Here is a 17008-nt window from a genome sequence, read left to right as displayed (position 1 = left end):
TCCTGCCCTTCAAGGAACTGGGGCTGATCGTCGTCGATGAAGAACATGATCCGGCCTACAAGCAGGAGGATCGCGTTTTCTACAATGCCCGCGACATGGCCGTGGTGCGCGCCCATATAGGCGGGTTTCCGGTCGTGCTGGCGTCGGCCACGCCGTCCATCGAAAGCCAGGTCAATGCCGAGCAGGGCCGCTACAGACGCATCAAGCTCCATGGCCGCTATGCGCAAGCAGCGCTGCCTGATCTCAAAACCATCGACATGCGACGCTCGCCGCCGCCGCCGGGCCGGTTTCTGTCGCCTGCACTGACGGAAGCTGTCGGCAAGACGGTGGAGCGGGGCGAGCAGGCGCTTTTGTTCCTCAACCGGCGCGGCTATGCGCCTTTGACCTTGTGCCGCGTCTGCGGCCATCGCTTCCAATGCCCGCAATGTTCAAGCTGGCTGGTGGAGCATCGTTTTCGCGGACAGCTCATGTGCCACCAGTGCGGCTATCATGAGCCGGTGCCGCAAGCCTGCCCCGAATGCGGCACGCTCGATCATCTGGTTGCCTGCGGTCCCGGCGTGGAGCGCATCGCGGAGGAAGTCGCGGCAACGTTCGGCGAAGCGCGAATCATCGTTCTTTCGTCTGATATGGCGGGCGGCGTAAAGCGGCTGCGGCTGGAACTCGATGCCATTGCCAAGGGGGAGGCGGATATCGTCATCGGCACGCAGCTGGTCGCCAAGGGCCACAACTTTCCCAATATGACGCTGGTGGGTGTCGTGGATGCCGATCTGGGGCTTGCCAATGGCGATCCGCGCGCGGCTGAGCGCACCTTCCAGTTGCTCAATCAGGTGACCGGGCGCGCCGGGCGAACCGGGCGCAAGAGCCTCGGCCTCATCCAGACCTATCAGCCCGACCATCCGGTGATGCGGGCAATCGTCAGCGGCGATGCGGACGCATTCTATGCCCGCGAGATCGAGGAGCGCGAACGCAGCAACCTGCCGCCCTTCGGACGCCTTGCCGCGCTGATCATCTCCGCCGACAACCGGCCAGACGCTGAAAATCATGCGCGCGCGCTTCGCCGCGCCGCGCCGTCGTCGCGGGAAATTTCCGTGCTGGGGCCAGCCGAGGCGCCGCTTGCGCTGGTGCGCGGGCGCCATCGGTTCCGCATCCTGGTCCACGGGACAAAACGCGCCGATATTCAAGGGTTTATCCGTGCGCTGCTGGCAACTGCGCCAAGGGAAAAAGGCTCGATCAGGGTGCAGGTGGATATAGATCCGCAAAGCTTCCTGTAGGCTGTTGATATTCAGGCTCTGCCGGCCTGCAAATAGCGTCTTTGTGCGCTTCCGGTGCTCACGTATTTTGGTTTTGACGCATAGTCTTAGCCGAAAAGTCTGCAACTTTTCGGGACTATGCTGGGAAGTACGCTCCGCTCCGGTTCTTCAAAGCCACTATTTTCGGTGCGGCATAACCAGAATCTGAACAGCCTACGCAGGATGGAACGTGGTGCCAAATTCCGCTATAGGGCAAGAAACGACGAGGGTAATTGCGATGGAATTCTATCTTCCCGCCACGACCGGAGAATGGCTTGCCTGGGGCTCTGCCGCCGTGACGGCGCTGGCCGGTCTGGTCATGCTTTTTGCGCCCGGCATAACGATGAAGCTGTTGCGCCTCCAGCCCATCAATGGCCGCCCGGAAGGCTATGGCTCCATCCGCGCGACGCTGGCCGGTCCCTATCTCGGCGTGGGTTTCGGATGCCTCATCTTCGCGCAGCCCTTCCTTTGGGTCGTGCTCGGGGCCGTATGGGGATTTGCGCTGTTCGGACGCTTCATTTCGATGATGTCGGATGCAGGCGGACGCAGGGGCGGGCCGACTGGCGGGCGCTTCTATGGCAGTCTCGCAGCGCTGGTCGAATTCGTGCTGGCAGCCGGTCCGCTGCTTTATGCCTTCGGCTTCATTTCCTGAACCGAAGCGGGCGGGTTCTGCACGTCATGCGTGCAGGCCGTGTCATGGCAGGTGGCATCAGCACGGCGGATGCGACTTTTTTGACCGCGAAAGGCGGCAAATCTTACACAAAAGTGCCGGATTCGCGTGTTGCGAGTCCTGTTCGTCTATGCTAGACGGCAATCACATTTCGGTGTTGACGTGCTCGCGCGTCAGTGGTTTTCCGAAAACATTCAATAAAATCATCGGCTTGGCGTCCTGAACACGATTGGGTCCCAAAAGGATGGTTTCAACGTAGAGAGCAGGTTGTTCGTGGCTGAAACGTCTTCGCTCATTTCAGGTGTCGCACAGCGTTACGCCGGATCGCTTTTCGAGCTCGCGCTCGACGCGAAATCCGTTGCGGCTGTGGAAAAAGATCTTGACCGTTTCGAGGCGCTTCTGAGCGGAAGCGAAGACCTCAAGCGACTGATCTCCAGTCCTGTGTTTTCCTCGGAAGACCAGCTTCACGCCATCGGCGCGCTTGCCGACAAGGCGGGCATCAAGGGTCTGGTCGGAAATTTCCTGCGCGTCGTTGCGCGCAACCGCCGTCTCTTCGCGCTGCCCGGCATCATTGCCGCTTTCCGCAAGATTGCTGCTGAACATCGTGGCGAAGTTTCCGCCGATGTGATTTCCGCGCACGAGCTGAGTGCCGCGCAGCAGAACGAATTGAAGGCAACGCTGAAGGGCGTGGCCGGCAAGGACGTGACGATCAACGTCACCGTCGATCCGTCGATCCTCGGCGGTCTTATCGTCAAGATGGGTTCGCGTCAGATCGACACGTCCCTTCGCACCAAACTTTCTTCTCTTAAGCTTGCACTGAAAGAGGTCGGCTGATGGACATCCGCGCCGCGGAAATTTCCGCTATCCTGAAAGAGCAAATCAAGAACTTCGGCAAGGAGGCTGAGGTCTCCGAGGTCGGTCAGGTTCTGTCCGTTGGCGACGGTATCGCCCGCGTCTATGGTCTGGACAATGTTCAGGCCGGTGAAATGGTCGAATTCCCCGGTGGCATTCGCGGCATGGCGCTGAACCTTGAAAGCGACAATGTCGGCGTCGTTATCTTCGGTGCCGACCGCGACATCAAGGAAGGCGACATCGTCAAGCGCACCGGCGCAATTGTTGACGTTCCGGTCGGTCCGGAACTGCTCGGCCGCGTTGTCGACGCTCTCGGCAACCCGATCGACGGCAAGGGCCCGATCAAGGCCAAGGAACGCCGCCGCGTCGACGTCAAGGCGCCCGGCATCATTCCGCGCAAGTCGGTTCATGAGCCGATGTCGACGGGCCTCAAGGCCATCGATGCCCTGATCCCGGTTGGCCGCGGCCAGCGCGAGCTGGTCATCGGCGACCGCCAGACCGGCAAGACCGCCATCATCCTCGACACCTTCCTGAACCAGAAGCCGATCCACGACAACGGCCCGGACAAGGACAAGCTGTACTGCGTCTACGTCGCCGTCGGCCAGAAGCGTTCGACCGTCGCGCAGTTCGTGAAGGTTCTCGAAGAACGCGGCGCCCTGGAATATTCGATCGTCGTTGCGGCCACCGCTTCCGATCCGGCCCCGATGCAGTATCTCGCACCGTTTGCGGGCTGCGCCATGGGCGAATATTTCCGCGACAACGGCCAGCACGCCCTCATCGGCTATGACGATCTGTCCAAGCAGGCCGTCGCCTACCGCCAGATGTCGCTTCTGCTGCGTCGTCCTCCGGGCCGCGAAGCTTATCCGGGCGACGTTTTCTACCTGCACTCCCGTCTTCTCGAACGCGCTGCAAAGCTCAACGACGAAAACGGCGCCGGTTCGCTGACGGCTCTGCCGGTCATCGAAACGCAGGGCAACGACGTTTCCGCCTTCATTCCGACCAACGTGATCTCGATCACCGACGGCCAGATTTTCCTCGAAACCAACCTGTTCTACCAGGGTATCCGTCCGGCTGTGAACGTCGGCCTGTCGGTTTCGCGCGTTGGTTCTTCGGCCCAGATCAAGGCCATGAAGCAGGTTGCCGGTTCCATCAAGGGCGAGCTTGCCCAGTATCGTGAAATGGCCGCCTTCGCACAGTTCGGTTCCGACCTTGACGCTGCAACGCAGCGCCTGCTGAACCGCGGTGCACGCCTGACCGAACTCCTGAAGCAGCCGCAGTTCTCGCCGCTGAAGACGGAAGAGCAGGTTGCCGTGATCTATGCCGGTGTCAACGGCTATCTCGACAAGCTTGCCGTCAACCAGGTCGGCAAGTTCGAAGAAGGCCTTCTCGCTTCGCTGCGCACCGAGCACAAGGACGTGCTCGAGGGCATCCGCAAGGAGAAAGCCATTACCGATGACCTCAAGGCCAAGCTCAAGGCAGCGATCGACGCTTTCGCCAAGTCCTTTGCCTGAAACTTGTGACGGGATGAACGGATGCCTTCACTAAAGGATCTGAGAAACCGTATCGCCTCGGTCAAGGCGACGCAGAAAATCACCAAGGCGATGCAGATGGTCGCCGCGGCGAAGCTGCGCCGTGCCCAGGAAGCTGCGGAAGCCGCAAGGCCTTATTCGCAGCGCATGGGCGCCGTTCTCGCAAACATTGCGCAGAACGTCACCGGCGAAGATGCGCCGGCCCTGATGGCCGGTACGGGCAAGGACGACGTGCATCTGCTCGTCGTCTGCACCGCAGAACGTGGCCTTTGCGGCGGTTTCAACAGCCAGATCGCGCGTCTGGCGCGCGATCATGCCCGCAAGCTCCTCGCTGAAGGCAAGACGGTCAAGATCATGACGGTCGGCAAGAAGGGCGCGGACATCCTGCGTCGCGAATTCGCCGGCCTGCTGGTCGACCATGTCGATCTGCGCGAAGTCAAGCAGCTCGCTTTTGTGCATGCCGACCAGATCGGCCACAAGATCATCAAGCTGTTCGAGGAAGGCGCTTTCGACGTCTGCACGCTGTTCTACTCCGAATTCAAGTCGGTGATCTCCCAGGTCCCGACCGCACAGCAGCTGATCCCGGCTTCGGCAGGCGACAGCGAGGGTGAGCAGAACGCAGGCGACGCGATCTACGAATACGAACCTGATCCTGCGGCGATCCTGTCGACGCTGATCCCGCGCAATATCTCGGTCCAGATTTTCCGTGCTCTTTTGGAAAATGTCGCGGGCGAGATGGGCGCGAAGATGAGCGCGATGGACAATGCGACGCGCAATGCGGGCGACATGATCAACAAGCTGTCGATCACGTATAACCGCCAGCGTCAGGCGCAGATCACCAAGGAACTGATCGAAATTATTTCGGGTGCGGAAGCGCTCTAGAGCATTGTGCAGCCGGATGGAAACATCCGGCCCCGCATAAATGCGGCGAAATAGAATTTGGTTTACCGCATGATTTTCCGAAAGGTCTGCAACTTTTCGGGATCATGCCAACGGAAGGTAAGGATCGATGGCAAAAGCAGCGACCCCGAAAACTACCGCCGCGGCCGAAGCAAAGCCAGCGGCGAAGGCGCCCGCCAAAAAGGCGGCGCCCAAGACCACCGCAGCAGCCAAGTCTGCCGCCCCCAAGGCAGCAGCAGCCGGTGCAATCGGCCATGTCACGCAGGTCATCGGCGCTGTCGTCGACGTCAAGTTCCCGGAAGGCCAGCTGCCGCTGATCCTGAACGCGCTTGAAGTCGACAATCAGGGCAACCGCCTGGTTCTCGAAGTCGCCCAGCACCTCGGCGAAGACACCGTGCGCACCATCGCCATGGACGCGACCGAAGGTCTCGTTCGCGGTCAGGAAGCGCGCGACACCGGCGAACCGATCATGGTTCCGGTTGGCGTCGAAACGCTTGGCCGCATCATGAACGTCATCGGCGAGCCGGTCGATGAAGCCGGTCCGATCAAGACCACGGCAACCCGCGCCATCCACCAGAACGCGCCGGAATATATCGAACAGTCGACCGAAGCTGAAATCCTGGTCACGGGCATCAAGGTCGTCGACCTTCTGGCGCCTTACGCCAAGGGCGGTAAGATCGGCCTCTTCGGCGGCGCAGGCGTCGGCAAGACCGTTCTCATCATGGAACTCATCAACAACGTCGCCAAGGCGCACGGCGGTTACTCCGTGTTCGCTGGCGTCGGTGAGCGTACCCGTGAAGGCAACGACCTTTACCATGAAATGATCGAATCGGGCGTGAACAAGCTTGGCGGCGGCGAAGGCTCCAAGGCAGCCCTCGTTTACGGTCAGATGAACGAGCCTCCGGGTGCGCGCGCCCGCGTTGCTCTCTCCGGTCTGACGGTTGCTGAAAACTTCCGCGATCAGGGCCAGGACGTTCTGTTCTTCGTGGACAACATCTTCCGCTTCACGCAGGCAGGTTCGGAAGTGTCGGCACTTCTCGGCCGTATTCCTTCCGCCGTGGGTTATCAGCCGACGCTGGCAACCGACATGGGCGCCATGCAGGAACGCATCACCACGACGACCAAGGGCTCGATCACCTCGGTTCAGGCCATTTACGTCCCTGCCGACGACTTGACCGACCCGGCGCCGGCCACCTCATTTGCCCACCTGGACGCCACGACCGTTCTGTCGCGCTCGATCGCAGAAAAGGGTATCTACCCGGCTGTTGACCCGCTCGACTCCACGTCGCGCATGCTCGACCCGAAGGTCGTCGGTGAAGAACACTACGCCGTCGCCCGTCAGGTTCAGTCGATCCTGCAGCGCTACAAGGCCCTTCAGGACATCATCGCGATCCTGGGCATGGACGAACTGTCTGAAGAAGACAAGCTCACCGTGGCCCGCGCCCGCAAGATCGAACGCTTCCTGTCGCAGCCGTTCTTCGTTGCTGAAGTCTTCACCGGTTCGCCGGGCAAGCTGGTCGACCTCGCCGACACCATCAAGGGCTTCAAGGGCCTTTGCGCCGGCGACTACGATCATCTTCCGGAGGCTGCCTTCTACATGGTCGGCAGCATCGAGGAAGCGCTCGAAAAGGCCAAGAAGCTGGCAGCCGAAGCTGCCTGATGAATTGAATTTCCCGGTGGGCCGCAAGGCCCGCCGCGAAAGCCAATCATTTTGTTTAAGCATGATCGTGCCGAAAACCGGTTTCCACTTTCGGGGTCATGCTTTTGAATTCAAGTGAGAACCATGGCTCAAGCTTTCCAATTCGAACTCGTGTCGCCGGAACGGCTCCTGCTTTCCGCTGAAGTGACGGAAGTGGTCATTCCGGGTAGCGAAGGCTATCTGACGGCTCTCGCCGGTCATTCGCCGCTGATGACGACGATCATGCCGGGTGTCGTTTCGGTGAAGCTTGCCGATGGCAAGTCCGATTCCTACGTGGTTTTCGGCGGTTTTGCCGATATCACCCCGCAGGGCTGCACCGTTCTGGCCGAATCGGCGACCCATGTGGACGATATCGACGCTGCCGATATTCAGCGCCGCATCGATCATGCCCGCAAGGCTCTCGACGACGCATCGTCGAACGAACATCGCACCAAGGCGGAAATCTTTCTGCATCAGCTGATGACCTTGCAGGGCGCGATCCTCCCTGCCTGACAAGCGGCAGTTCATCATGTTTCGGGAAAGCGGGCTCTTGCCCGCTTTTCTTTTTTTCGCTTGCAATGCAGGGATTGTGCTGGCCGATCGGCCATAAGGGAGAGAAATCCCATCACGCTTGCGTGAGTTCTTGAAGTTCGCTTGAAAATAATTCGCCAGCGATTTATCCAGGTCCATAATCATTAGTTTACTAATATATAAGGCGGCAGGCATGGATACGGCGGATCTCAGAGCTGAAATGATTGATGCCATGGCGAAGGTCAATCGCAGGCTTCGCACTGTCTTCGACGCGCGTGTCAAGGAGCGCGGCCTGACGCTGGCCAGGGCGCGCACGCTGCTTGCCCTGATGGAACAGGAAGGCCTTTACCAGAAGGAACTGGCGGAGGCGCTGGAAATCGAGAACGCGACCATGGTGCGCCTGCTCGATGGTCTGGAGCGCCAGTCCTTCATCGAACGGCAGACCGTTCAGGGCGACCGCCGCGCCAAGCGGGTGGTGATGACGGCGGAAGGCAAGATTCTGGCCGAACAGGTCGTGAAGCTTGCCGGTGACGTTCGCGAGGATCTGCTTGAAGGCGTCAGCGACGAGGAGCTGAACATCGCGCTCAACGTGCTGCGCAAAATGTCGGACTCGATGAACAAGACGCATTGAGCGACCGTCCCTCCCGACAATCCCGATAAGGCCGGAACCGCTCCAGCAATCGCGCTTTCGTGAGCCTGCGTCCAGAAATCACACGCATCGCGCCATCTTTCGGTCGCAGCCAGGCGGTCCACTGGCGCTGTCATCGATCTGGAAACAATCCTGACAGGGAGCGTTGGAGATGCGTTATTCATCTCAGGCGGTTATTGGTCTGTGCGCCATCCTGTCCATAATTTCGGTGCAGGCGAAGGATATGGAGCGTGGGACGCGTCATGCCTATGCGCGGGCGCTGAATGGCGTCAACACCGATGACGGGCTGGTCTTCGATATCGGTCCGGCGACGGTCGCCGGTATCAGAACCAATGAGCGAAAGCGGAAATCGGTGCGGGCGCGCTGACAGTTTTTCGGCGCCCCGCGGCGGGTATCACGGCGCAAGCGTGCGCAGATAGGCCATCAGTTCACTGGCCGTATCGCTGGCCTTGTCCGGATCGCGCGAAATGATCGCCTCGATCAGCGCCGCATGCGCGTTGGCCGAGCCGGATATTCCCGTCGATGGACGCAGCCGGAACCAGAAGCGCCGGCTGTGGGTCTGCAAGGGGCCGGCAATACGGGCGGCATAGGGATTGCTCGCCGCCGTTCCCAGCACGATGTCGAATGCCTTGTCGGCATCGAGAAACAGCGCCACGTCTTCCGTGGGAATGGCCTGCCGCATGGTGGCCGCGGCCGCCTCCAGCCGTTCATAGTCGCGCGGACTGCCGAAACGCGCCGCATCGCGGGCCAGGACGCGCTCGACCCCTTCGCGGGCATCCAGCACCTTGATGAAATCCTTCGGGTCGATGGCTGCAATGGCAATGCCCGAACGCGGACGCACTTCCACCAGCCCCTCCCAGGCCAGCCGCTGGATCGCCTCGCGCATCGGGGTGCGGCCCATGCCGGTCAGTTCGATCAGCGTGCGTTCGTTGACGACGGTGCCGGGCTCCAGTTCCAGCGTCACGATGCAGCGTTCCAGAATGCGATAGGCCCGCTCGGCCAGGCTTTCGCTGCCCCAGCCGTCCATGGTGGCCTGCGGCATGTGTGCAGGGCCCGGTGTCAGCCTGTCTCGAACATTCATATCTTCCATGTCGATCCATGCCTCATGGTTACGACGATTGACATAGTCCATTCCTATAGATATATCTCTGATATATCAATATCGGATGATCCTGTTTGCCGATGCCTAACGTCGCCTTTGTGGCTTTTTCACGCGATGGCGCATTTTCCGCACAGTGTCATTCCGAAAAATTGGTGGACAGGGCCGGGCAACTGGCATTGAAACGCTCTCAAATGCCCGAAGCATCGAAATGTCCGGCTTTTGGCAAGGCGATGGGCAAGATGAATCCGGTGGGGAGCCGCGCAAGATGAAATCCGATCCGCAGGGCCAGCAGGATATTCTCATTATCGGCGGCGGCATTGTCGGCGTGGCCACGGCGGCCCTGCTTGCCGAGGCGGGGCGTCAGGTTCTGGTCATCGACAGGAGCGGCATCTGCGAGGAGACCAGTTCGGGCAATGCGGCGGCGCTGGCATTTTCCGATATTCTTCCGCTGGCCTCCAAGGGCGTCATGCGCAAGGTGCCGGGCTGGCTGATGGACCCGCTCGGGCCCTTTACGATCCGCCCGTCCTATTTTCCGAGGATGGTGCCGTGGCTCTACCGGTTCTGGCGCGCAAGCAGCGCGGACGCACTGGCGAAAACCGCGATCGCGCAGGCCGATATCATGCATCTTGCGGGCAGCGAGATGATGGCGCTGATCGACCGCGCGGGACTGCGCGACCGGCTTCATGAAAACGGCAATCTGGAGCTTTATGAAAGCGAGGCCGAGCTTGCCGCCTCGCAGCCCGGCTGGGATGTCCGCGAGAAGGCGGGCATTGTCTATGAACATGTGCGCGGTGAGCGCCTCGCCGAATTGCAGCCGGGCCTGAGCCCGCGTTTCGTTGCCGGAACTTTCGTTCCCGGCTGGAAGAATGTGAGCGACCCCAAGCTGTTCGGCAAGGCGATCTGGGCCTATGCCGAAAGCAAGGGCGCGCGCTTCCTTCAGGCGAGCGTCACGAATGCAACGCCGGGCAATGGCGGGGCGAGCGTTCGTCTGGACGATGGGAGGCAAATCAGCGCGGCGCATCTTGTCTTGATGGCGGGGGCATGGTCGCGCGATCTCGCCAAGGGTTTTGGCGATGCGGTGCCGCTCGACACCGAACGCGGCTATAATACGACGCTTCCGGTCGGCAGTTTCGATGTGAAGCGGCAACTCACCTTTCCCGGCCACGGCTTTGTCATCACCCCCATGGAAACGGGCCTGCGCGTCGGTGGCGCGGTGGAATTTGGCGGGCTGGACCTGCCGCCCAATTTCGCGCGGTCCGAAGCCATGCTGAAGAAAGCCTCCATGTTCCTGCCGGGGCTTCGCACACAAGGCGGGCGGCAATGGATGGGCTACCGGCCTTCCATGCCGGATTCGGTGCCGGTCATCGGCAGGGCTTCGGCGGGCGGCAACATCTATTACGGCTTCGGCCACGGCCATCTCGGCCTCACGCAATCGGCTGCGACCGGACGGCTCATCCGCGATCTGATCACGGGGGCCGCGCCCGCAATCGACATCGAACCTTTCAAGCCACAACGTTTTGGGAACTGACCCTCATGGCAAGACATTCCTTCTTCTGCGTCGATGGACATACATGCGGCAACCCCGTGCGTCTGGTGGCGGGCGGCGGCCCGAACCTCGAAGGTTCGACTATGATGGAAAAGCGCGCGCATTTCCTGCGCGATTATGACTGGATTCGCACCGGCCTCATGTTCGAGCCGCGCGGCCATGACATGATGTCGGGCTCGATCCTTTATCCGCCGACGCGCCCGGATTGCGATGTCTCGGTGCTGTTCATCGAAACGTCGGGCTGCCTGCCGATGTGCGGCCATGGCACGATCGGAACCGTGACCATGGCGATCGAGCAGGGGCTGGTGACGCCGAAGACGCCGGGCAGGCTCAATCTCGACACGCCCGCCGGTCTGGTGGCGATCGAATATGAGCAGGAAGGCCAGTATGTCGAGCGCGTGCGCCTCACCAATGTTCCGGCTTTCCTCTATGCCGAGGGACTTGAAGTCGAATGCCCCGACCTCGGGAACATCAAGGTCGATGTGGCCTATGGCGGCAATTTCTATGCAATCGTCGAACGCCAGGAAAATTACACGGATATGGAAGATTATTCCGCGCTGCAATTGATTGCGTGGAGCCCGGTCCTGCGGGAGCGGCTGAACGAGAAGTACAAGTTCCAGCATCCGCTCCTGCCCGATATCAACCGCCTCAGCCATATTCTGTGGACCGGCAAGCCGAAACATCCCGAAGCGCACGCCCGCAATGCCGTCTTCTACGGCGACAAGGCGATCGACCGTTCGCCCTGCGGAACCGGTACGTCCGCGCGCATGGCGCAACTGGCCGCCAAGGGCAAATTGAAGCCCGGCGACGCATTCGTGCATGAATCCATCATCGGGTCGCTTTTCCATGGCCGTGTCGAGCGTGCGACGGAAGTGGCCGGCCAGGACCGCACATTTCCGGCAATTATCCCCTCGATTGCGGGCTGGGCACGCATGACAGGATATAATACGATCTTCATCGACGACCGCGATCCCTTTGCACACGGGTTCACGGTCGCGTAAAGTGGGTACGGCGGGCAATTTTCATGCCGGCCCCCCAATTTTTTGGCTTTCAGGCTGTGTGGAAAGTGTGGAATAAGGCGTCCCGGGCAGGAGAAAAAAACATATGCAGGACGTTTATTAGGGAACGTAACTAGTTTGGGGAGGAATGATGCCCTTAGTCTTTTGTTGAAGACAAAAGGGGGTTGCATTCCTCCATACAGCCGTTAGGTGTAAATAGCCGGGAATAAAATGAAGGCGCACGAAATAAAGATGCGTCAAAAAAATCCCGGACGGTAAAATGGGTGGCTTCTCAATGGAATATTTTTTCCAGCAGGTGATCAACGGGCTCGCGCTCGGCTCGATCTATGGCCTGATCGCCATCGGCTATACGATGGTCTATGGTATTATCGGCATGATCAACTTTGCTCATGGCGATGTCTTCATGCTCGGCGCCTTCATGGCGCTGATTGTTTTTCTCATCATCACGACCTTCATTGGAGCATTGCCGATCGCGCTGATGCTTCTTCTGATGATGATCGTCGCCATGTTGCTGACAGGGTTGTGGAGCTGGACGATCGAGCGCGTGGCCTACCGGCCGCTGCGTGGTTCGTTCCGCCTTGCGCCGCTGATCACGGCCATCGGCATGTCGATTGCCCTGTCCAATTTCGTCCAGGTGACGCAGGGCCCGCGCAACAAGCCGGTTCCGCAGCTTCTGAACGGTTCCTACAATATCCTTGGAACCAATGTGACGATTTCTCTGAAGCAGATCGTGGTCATCGTGGTGACCGCCGTGCTGCTGACGATCTTCTGGTATGTCGTCAACCGCACCTCGCTGGGGCGTGCGCAGCGCGCCTGTGAGCAGGACCGCAAGATGGCAGCCCTTCTCGGCATCAATGTCGATCGCGTCATCTCGCTCACCTTCGTGATGGGCGCCATGCTCGCGGCCGTTGCCGGTACGCTCTATCTGTCCTTCTATGGCGTGATTTCCTTTGCCGACGGCTTCATCCCCGGCGTCAAGGCGTTCACGGCAGCGGTTCTGGGCGGTATCGGGTCGCTTCCCGGCGCGGTGGTGGGCGGCTTGCTCATCGGTCTCATCGAGGCATTGTGGTCGGCCTATTTCTCGATCGACTACAAGGATGTCGCCGCGTTTTCGATCCTCGCCATCGTGCTGATCTTCATGCCGTCCGGCATTCTTGGCCGTCCTGAAGTCGAAAAGGTATAATCATGGCTGCACAGTCGAGTTCACGCCCGGATTCCCTTTTTGGCCGGGCCATTCGTGAAGGGGTTCTCGCCGGTCTTCTGGCCCTGGGCCTCTTCTGCCTCATCATCGGTTTCAAGACCGATCAGAACATCAACAACGAGCTGGTGCTGCAACAGCGCTGGGGCGCGCTCGCCATTATGGTCGCGCTCGCGGCGGTCGGGCGCTTCCTCTTCATCGCCTTCCTGCAGCCGTGGCTGGAGGCGCGCAAGCTCGCCAAGAGCCGGCAGTCTGCCGCCTCGACCGAAAGCCCGTCTTTCGTTCGCCGCAATTTCTCGCGTCTCGGCGTTGCCTTCCTTTTTGTCTACCCGGTCCTGATCGTCGCTCTCCTGGGCTGGCAGGGCTCGCTCAAATGGGTCGACAATTTCGGCGTCCAGATCCTCATCTATGTGATGCTGGCCTGGGGCCTCAACATCGTGGTGGGCCTCGCTGGTCTGCTTGATCTGGGCTATGTGGCCTTCTATGCCGTGGGCGCTTACTCCTACGCGCTGCTCTCATCCTATTTCGGCCTGTCGTTCTGGGTGCTTCTGCCCATTGCCGGCCTGCTTGCCGCGACATGGGGCATCATTCTGGGCTTCCCGGTCCTGCGCCTGCGCGGTGACTATCTGGCCATCGTCACGCTTGCCTTCGGTGAAATCATCCGTCTGGTTCTCATCAACTGGACCGAACTGACCAAGGGCACGTTCGGTATTTCCGGCATCGCCAAGGCAACCTTCTTCGGCCTGCCTTTCAATGCGAGCAAGGATGGTTTTGCCGCTTATTTCGGCCTGACCTTCTCGGCGGCGCATTACAAGTTCTTCCTCTATTACGTCATCCTTCTTTTGGCCCTGCTGACGGCCTGGGTCACGATCCGCCTGCGCCGCATGCCGGTGGGCCGTGCATGGGAAGCCTTGCGCGAGGACGAAATCGCCTGCCGTTCGCTCGGCATCAACACCACCACGACCAAGCTCACGGCTTTCGCCACGGGTGCGATGTTCGGTGGTTTTGCCGGCTCCTTCTTCGCGGCGCGCCAGGGCTTCGTCAGCCCTGAATCCTTCGTGTTCCTTGAATCCGCGGTCATTCTGGCCATCGTGGTTCTGGGCGGCATGGGATCGCTCGTCGGCATCGCGATTGCCGCGATCGTCATGATCGGCGGCACGGAAATCCTGCGCGAGATGAGCTTCCTGAAGATCATCTTCGGACCGGATTTCACGCCGGAACTCTACCGTATGCTGATCTTCGGCCTTGCCATGGTGGTTGTCATGGTCTGGAAACCGCGCGGTTTCGTGGGAAGTCGTGAACCGAGCGCATTCCTCAATGTCAGGAAGATGGTGTCAGGTGCCTTTACCAAGGAAGGGCACGGCTGATGGCGGAGACGAGCATTATGTCTGGTAATGGTTTGAAAGACACCATTCTCCAAGTCGAACACCTTTCGATGCGCTTTGGCGGCCTTGTCGCCATCAACGACCTGAGCTTCAACGTGAAGCGCGGGGATATCACGGCGATCATCGGCCCCAACGGTGCAGGCAAGACCACGGTTTTCAACTGCATCACCGGCTTCTACAAGCCGACGGGCGGCATGCTGACGATGAACCGGAAGACGGGCGAGAAGTTCCTGCTGGAACGCCTTCCCGATTTCCAGATCACCAAGCAGGCCAAGGTGGCGCGTACCTTCCAGAACATCCGGCTCTTCTCGGGCCTTACCGTTCTGGAAAACCTGCTGGTCGCGCAGCACAACACGCTGATGCGCTCCTCGGGCTATACGATCCTCGGTCTTCTGGGCCTGCCGGGCTACAAGTCGGCGGCCAGGGAAGCCATTGAGAAGGCGCGCTTCTGGCTGGAAAAGATCAACCTGGTCAGCCGTGCGGACGATCCGGCGGGCGATCTGCCCTATGGCGATCAGCGCCGTCTGGAAATCGCCCGCGCCATGTGCACCGAGCCGGAAATCCTCTGCCTCGACGAACCGGCTGCCGGTCTCAATCCGCGTGAATCGGCGGAGCTGAACAAGCTTCTGCTCGATATCCGCAAGGAAACCGGCACTTCGATCCTGCTGATCGAGCACGACATGTCGGTGGTCATGGAAATCTCCGACCATGTGATCGTGCTGGAATATGGCACCAAGATTTCCGACGGCGCGCCGGAAGAGGTCAAGAACGATCCGCGCGTCATTGCCGCTTATCTGGGCGTGGATGACGAGGAGATCGCCGAACTGATCGAAGAGGCCGACAAGCCCGGCATTGCCGATCCGGCGCATCTGGTCGCAGCCCAGCTTGCCGAGGAAGCCATCGAGGAAGAAATCGCCGAAGAAAAGGGTGAGGCACCGTCAGGACGCGCATCGCTCGCAGGCGGTCTGGCGGCGGCGCGCGGCGGCAAGGCCGACAACCTCACCCTCATCAAGGGCATTGGCGCGGTCAACGAAAAGAAGCTCAACGAACACGGCATCTATCATTTCGACCAGATCGCCGCCTGGACCGAAGCGGACATTGTGGAGGCTGAAACCTATCTGGAATTCGATGGGCGCATTGCCCGCGAAGACTGGGTCGGCCAGGCAAGACAACTGGCTGCCGGTCAGGCGACCGAGTTCTCGCAGCGTGTTGAAACAGGCGATGTTCCCACGAGCCACAAGACCACTCCCGCAAAGGCCAAGGGCGGAGCTGCCAAGGCTTCGGCAAAAGCGCCGGCAAAAGCTCCGGCCAAGCCCGGAAAGGGAGGCGAATGATGCAGGCTGAAACCATGCAGAAAAAGCAACCGCTTCTGGCCGTCGAGAAGGTCGAGACCTATTACGGCAATATCTGTGCGCTCAAGGGCATCGATATGACCGTGAACGAGGGGGAGATCGTTGCGCTGATCGGCGCCAACGGCGCGGGAAAATCCACACTCATGATGACGATCTTCGGTTCGCCGAAGGCGCGTACCGGCCGCATTCTCTTCAACGGCCGGGACATCACCTCCATGCCGCCGCACGAGATTGCCAAGCTGCGCATCGCGCAGTCGCCGGAAGGCCGCCGCATCTTCCCGCGCATGACGGTTCTGGAAAATCTCCAGATGGGGGCAAGCCTCGACAATCAGCAATATTTCGAGGAAGACGTAAAGCTGATGTTCGACCTGTTCCCGCGCCTGAAGGAGCGCATCAACCAGCGCGGCGGCACGCTTTCGGGCGGCGAGCAGCAGATGCTGGCCATCGCCCGCGCGCTGATGGCGCGACCGAAGCTCCTGCTTCTCGATGAACCGTCGCTTGGTCTCGCGCCCTTGATCGTGAAGCAGATTTTCGAGGCGATCAAGGAACTGAACCGCACACAGGGGCTCACCGTCTTCCTCGTCGAGCAGAACGCATTCGGTGCGCTGAAGCTCGCAGACCGGGGTTATGTGATGGTCAACGGTTCGATCACCATGAGCGGCGCCGGTCGCGAATTGCTGGCCGATCCGGAAGTCCGTGCAGCCTATCTCGAAGGCGGAAGGCATTAGGAGGTCCTGACATGCAATTGCGAACACCGCTCTGTTTCTTTGGTAGCGCGCATTTCCGGACGCATCGAAGCGGGAGTAGAAATCAGTCCGGTGAACTGATTTCCCCGCGTAGACGCTGCGCACTTTTGCTGGAAATGCTGTAGGAGAAAATCATGCAGGGTATTCTCTACGAAGAACCGTCATTCTGGCTGTTTTTCCTCATCACCTGCCTTTTGGGCGGCTGGGCGGCATGGATGACGGGCCGCGCCTGCGCATCCACCTGGCGGACCTATGTGCAGTTCCTGATCTATATGATCCCGCTGGGGGCTGCGGTGCGCTTCATCCATTATGCGCTGTTTGAGGGAACGCTTCTTTCGCTCCACTATTATCTGGTGGACACGATTGTGCTGATGATTATCGGCACGGTGGGCTTTCGCTACACCCGCACCAAGCAAATGGTGCGGCAATATAGCTGGCTTTATGAAAAAGCCTCCCCACTCAGCTGGAAGGCCAAATAATTTCAAAGCTTCGCCGTCATGCGGCGAAGCTTTTTTTACAAGATCACGTTGACAGCAACAAAACTCAACGTCGATAATGCTGG

At 60.0% G+C, this 17008-nt stretch carries 17 protein-coding genes; 16 read left to right on the top strand and 1 reads right to left on the bottom strand.

Annotation, left to right across the window (positions count from 1 at the left end):
- From priA to AVM02_RS05665, 9 genes are all read left to right on the top strand, one after another.
- Positions 1-1271: primosomal protein N' (priA, locus tag AVM02_RS05705; RefSeq protein WP_411506008.1), on the top strand; the 1271-nt coding region annotated here is incomplete at its 5' end.
- Between the two features lie 256 nt (positions 1272-1527).
- A complete protein-coding gene (locus AVM02_RS05700; RefSeq protein WP_411506007.1) occupies positions 1528-1941 on the top strand; it encodes a DUF4345 domain-containing protein in 414 nt (137 codons plus the stop codon).
- Positions 1942-2232: 291 nt separating this feature from the next.
- Positions 2233-2793 (top strand): F0F1 ATP synthase subunit delta, encoded by a 561-nt coding sequence (locus tag AVM02_RS05695; RefSeq protein ID WP_012091258.1) that lies wholly within the window; start codon positions 2233-2235, stop codon positions 2791-2793.
- On the top strand, positions 2793-4322 hold the full coding sequence (gene atpA / locus AVM02_RS05690) for a F0F1 ATP synthase subunit alpha (protein ID WP_411506006.1): 1530 nt from the start codon (positions 2793-2795) through the stop codon (positions 4320-4322). The genes AVM02_RS05695 and atpA overlap by 1 nt, the downstream gene beginning before the upstream one ends.
- Positions 4323-4343: 21 nt before the next feature.
- Entirely contained in the window at positions 4344-5222 is an 879-nt protein-coding gene (locus AVM02_RS05685; RefSeq protein ID WP_411506005.1) for a F0F1 ATP synthase subunit gamma, read from the top strand.
- A 127-nt stretch (positions 5223-5349) separates the two neighbouring features.
- Positions 5350-6900, top strand: coding sequence for a F0F1 ATP synthase subunit beta (gene atpD / locus AVM02_RS05680; RefSeq protein WP_411506004.1), 1551 nt, complete (start codon positions 5350-5352; stop codon positions 6898-6900).
- A gap of 123 nt (positions 6901-7023) precedes the next feature.
- The gene (locus AVM02_RS05675) at positions 7024-7431 is read left to right on the top strand and encodes a F0F1 ATP synthase subunit epsilon (RefSeq protein WP_411506003.1); all 408 of its coding nucleotides are present in this window, start codon (positions 7024-7026) and stop codon (positions 7429-7431) included.
- Between the two features lie 211 nt (positions 7432-7642).
- A complete protein-coding gene (locus AVM02_RS05670) occupies positions 7643-8080 on the top strand; it encodes a MarR family winged helix-turn-helix transcriptional regulator (RefSeq protein WP_411506002.1) in 438 nt (145 codons plus the stop codon).
- A gap of 169 nt (positions 8081-8249) precedes the next feature.
- Positions 8250-8465 carry a hypothetical protein gene (locus tag AVM02_RS05665; RefSeq protein WP_411506001.1) on the top strand — a complete coding sequence of 72 codons (216 nt, stop codon included), beginning with the start codon at positions 8250-8252 and terminating at the stop codon, positions 8463-8465.
- A gap of 27 nt (positions 8466-8492) precedes the next feature.
- Here AVM02_RS05665 and AVM02_RS05660 read toward each other — a convergent pair whose 3' ends face one another.
- Positions 8493-9188: a GntR family transcriptional regulator gene (locus AVM02_RS05660; RefSeq protein WP_411506020.1), complete on the bottom strand. Its 696-nt coding sequence runs from the start codon at positions 9186-9188 to the stop codon at positions 8493-8495.
- Positions 9189-9465: 277 nt separating this feature from the next.
- Between AVM02_RS05660 and AVM02_RS05655 the strand changes: the two genes are divergently transcribed.
- The 7 genes from AVM02_RS05655 (at position 9466) to AVM02_RS05625 (ending at position 16925) form a co-directional block, all read left to right on the top strand.
- Positions 9466-10728: an NAD(P)/FAD-dependent oxidoreductase gene (locus AVM02_RS05655; RefSeq protein ID WP_411506000.1), complete on the top strand. Its 1263-nt coding sequence runs from the start codon at positions 9466-9468 to the stop codon at positions 10726-10728.
- Between the two features lie 5 nt (positions 10729-10733).
- Positions 10734-11747 (top strand): 4-hydroxyproline epimerase, encoded by a 1014-nt coding sequence (locus AVM02_RS05650; RefSeq protein ID WP_411505999.1) that lies wholly within the window; start codon positions 10734-10736, stop codon positions 11745-11747.
- A 292-nt stretch (positions 11748-12039) separates the two neighbouring features.
- Positions 12040-12948 (top strand): branched-chain amino acid ABC transporter permease, encoded by a 909-nt coding sequence (locus tag AVM02_RS05645; protein ID WP_411505998.1) that lies wholly within the window; start codon positions 12040-12042, stop codon positions 12946-12948.
- A 2-nt stretch (positions 12949-12950) separates the two neighbouring features.
- Positions 12951-14330, top strand: a complete 1380-nt coding sequence (livM, locus tag AVM02_RS05640) for a high-affinity branched-chain amino acid ABC transporter permease LivM (RefSeq protein WP_411505997.1) — start codon at positions 12951-12953, stop codon at positions 14328-14330.
- Positions 14331-14347: 17 nt separating this feature from the next.
- Positions 14348-15682: an ATP-binding cassette domain-containing protein gene (locus tag AVM02_RS05635; protein WP_411505996.1), complete on the top strand. Its 1335-nt coding sequence runs from the start codon at positions 14348-14350 to the stop codon at positions 15680-15682.
- A complete protein-coding gene (locus tag AVM02_RS05630) occupies positions 15682-16428 on the top strand; it encodes an ABC transporter ATP-binding protein (protein ID WP_411506019.1) in 747 nt (248 codons plus the stop codon). Before AVM02_RS05635 ends, AVM02_RS05630 begins: the two co-directional genes overlap by 1 nt.
- Before the next feature lie 152 nt (positions 16429-16580).
- Positions 16581-16925 (top strand): DUF6867 family protein, encoded by a 345-nt coding sequence (locus AVM02_RS05625; RefSeq protein ID WP_411505995.1) that lies wholly within the window; start codon positions 16581-16583, stop codon positions 16923-16925.
- The last annotated feature ends 83 nt before the right edge of the window (positions 16926-17008 follow it).

The organism is Brucella anthropi, assembly GCF_046630315.1.
Classification (GTDB): domain Bacteria; phylum Pseudomonadota; class Alphaproteobacteria; order Rhizobiales; family Rhizobiaceae; genus Brucella; species Brucella anthropi_A.
This window is presented reverse-complemented; position numbering and strand designations above follow the sequence as displayed.

Bases quoted from the DNA above. Each gene is read 5' to 3' on its own strand.
- atpD (WP_411506004.1), top strand. From the start codon at position 5,350: ATGGCAAAAGCAGCGACCCCGAAAACTACCGCCGCGGCCGAAGCAAAG.
- AVM02_RS05675 (WP_411506003.1), top strand. From the start codon at position 7,024: ATGGCTCAAGCTTTCCAATTCGAACTCGTGTCGCCGGAACGGCTCCTG.
- AVM02_RS05700 (WP_411506007.1), top strand. From the start codon at position 1,528: ATGGAATTCTATCTTCCCGCCACGACCGGAGAATGGCTTGCCTGGGGC.
- AVM02_RS05665 (WP_411506001.1), top strand. From the start codon at position 8,250: ATGCGTTATTCATCTCAGGCGGTTATTGGTCTGTGCGCCATCCTGTCC.
- livM (WP_411505997.1), top strand. From the start codon at position 12,951: ATGGCTGCACAGTCGAGTTCACGCCCGGATTCCCTTTTTGGCCGGGCC.
- atpA (WP_411506006.1), top strand. From the start codon at position 2,793: ATGGACATCCGCGCCGCGGAAATTTCCGCTATCCTGAAAGAGCAAATC.
- AVM02_RS05625 (WP_411505995.1), top strand. From the start codon at position 16,581: ATGCAGGGTATTCTCTACGAAGAACCGTCATTCTGGCTGTTTTTCCTC.
- AVM02_RS05670 (WP_411506002.1), top strand. From the start codon at position 7,643: ATGGATACGGCGGATCTCAGAGCTGAAATGATTGATGCCATGGCGAAG.
- AVM02_RS05650 (WP_411505999.1), top strand. From the start codon at position 10,734: ATGGCAAGACATTCCTTCTTCTGCGTCGATGGACATACATGCGGCAAC.
- AVM02_RS05630 (WP_411506019.1), top strand. From the start codon at position 15,682: ATGCAGGCTGAAACCATGCAGAAAAAGCAACCGCTTCTGGCCGTCGAG.
- AVM02_RS05655 (WP_411506000.1), top strand. From the start codon at position 9,466: ATGAAATCCGATCCGCAGGGCCAGCAGGATATTCTCATTATCGGCGGC.
- AVM02_RS05635 (WP_411505996.1), top strand. From the start codon at position 14,348: ATGTCTGGTAATGGTTTGAAAGACACCATTCTCCAAGTCGAACACCTT.
- AVM02_RS05685 (WP_411506005.1), top strand. From the start codon at position 4,344: ATGCCTTCACTAAAGGATCTGAGAAACCGTATCGCCTCGGTCAAGGCG.
- AVM02_RS05645 (WP_411505998.1), top strand. From the start codon at position 12,040: ATGGAATATTTTTTCCAGCAGGTGATCAACGGGCTCGCGCTCGGCTCG.
- AVM02_RS05660 (WP_411506020.1), bottom strand. From the start codon at position 9,188: ATGGAAGATATGAATGTTCGAGACAGGCTGACACCGGGCCCTGCACAC.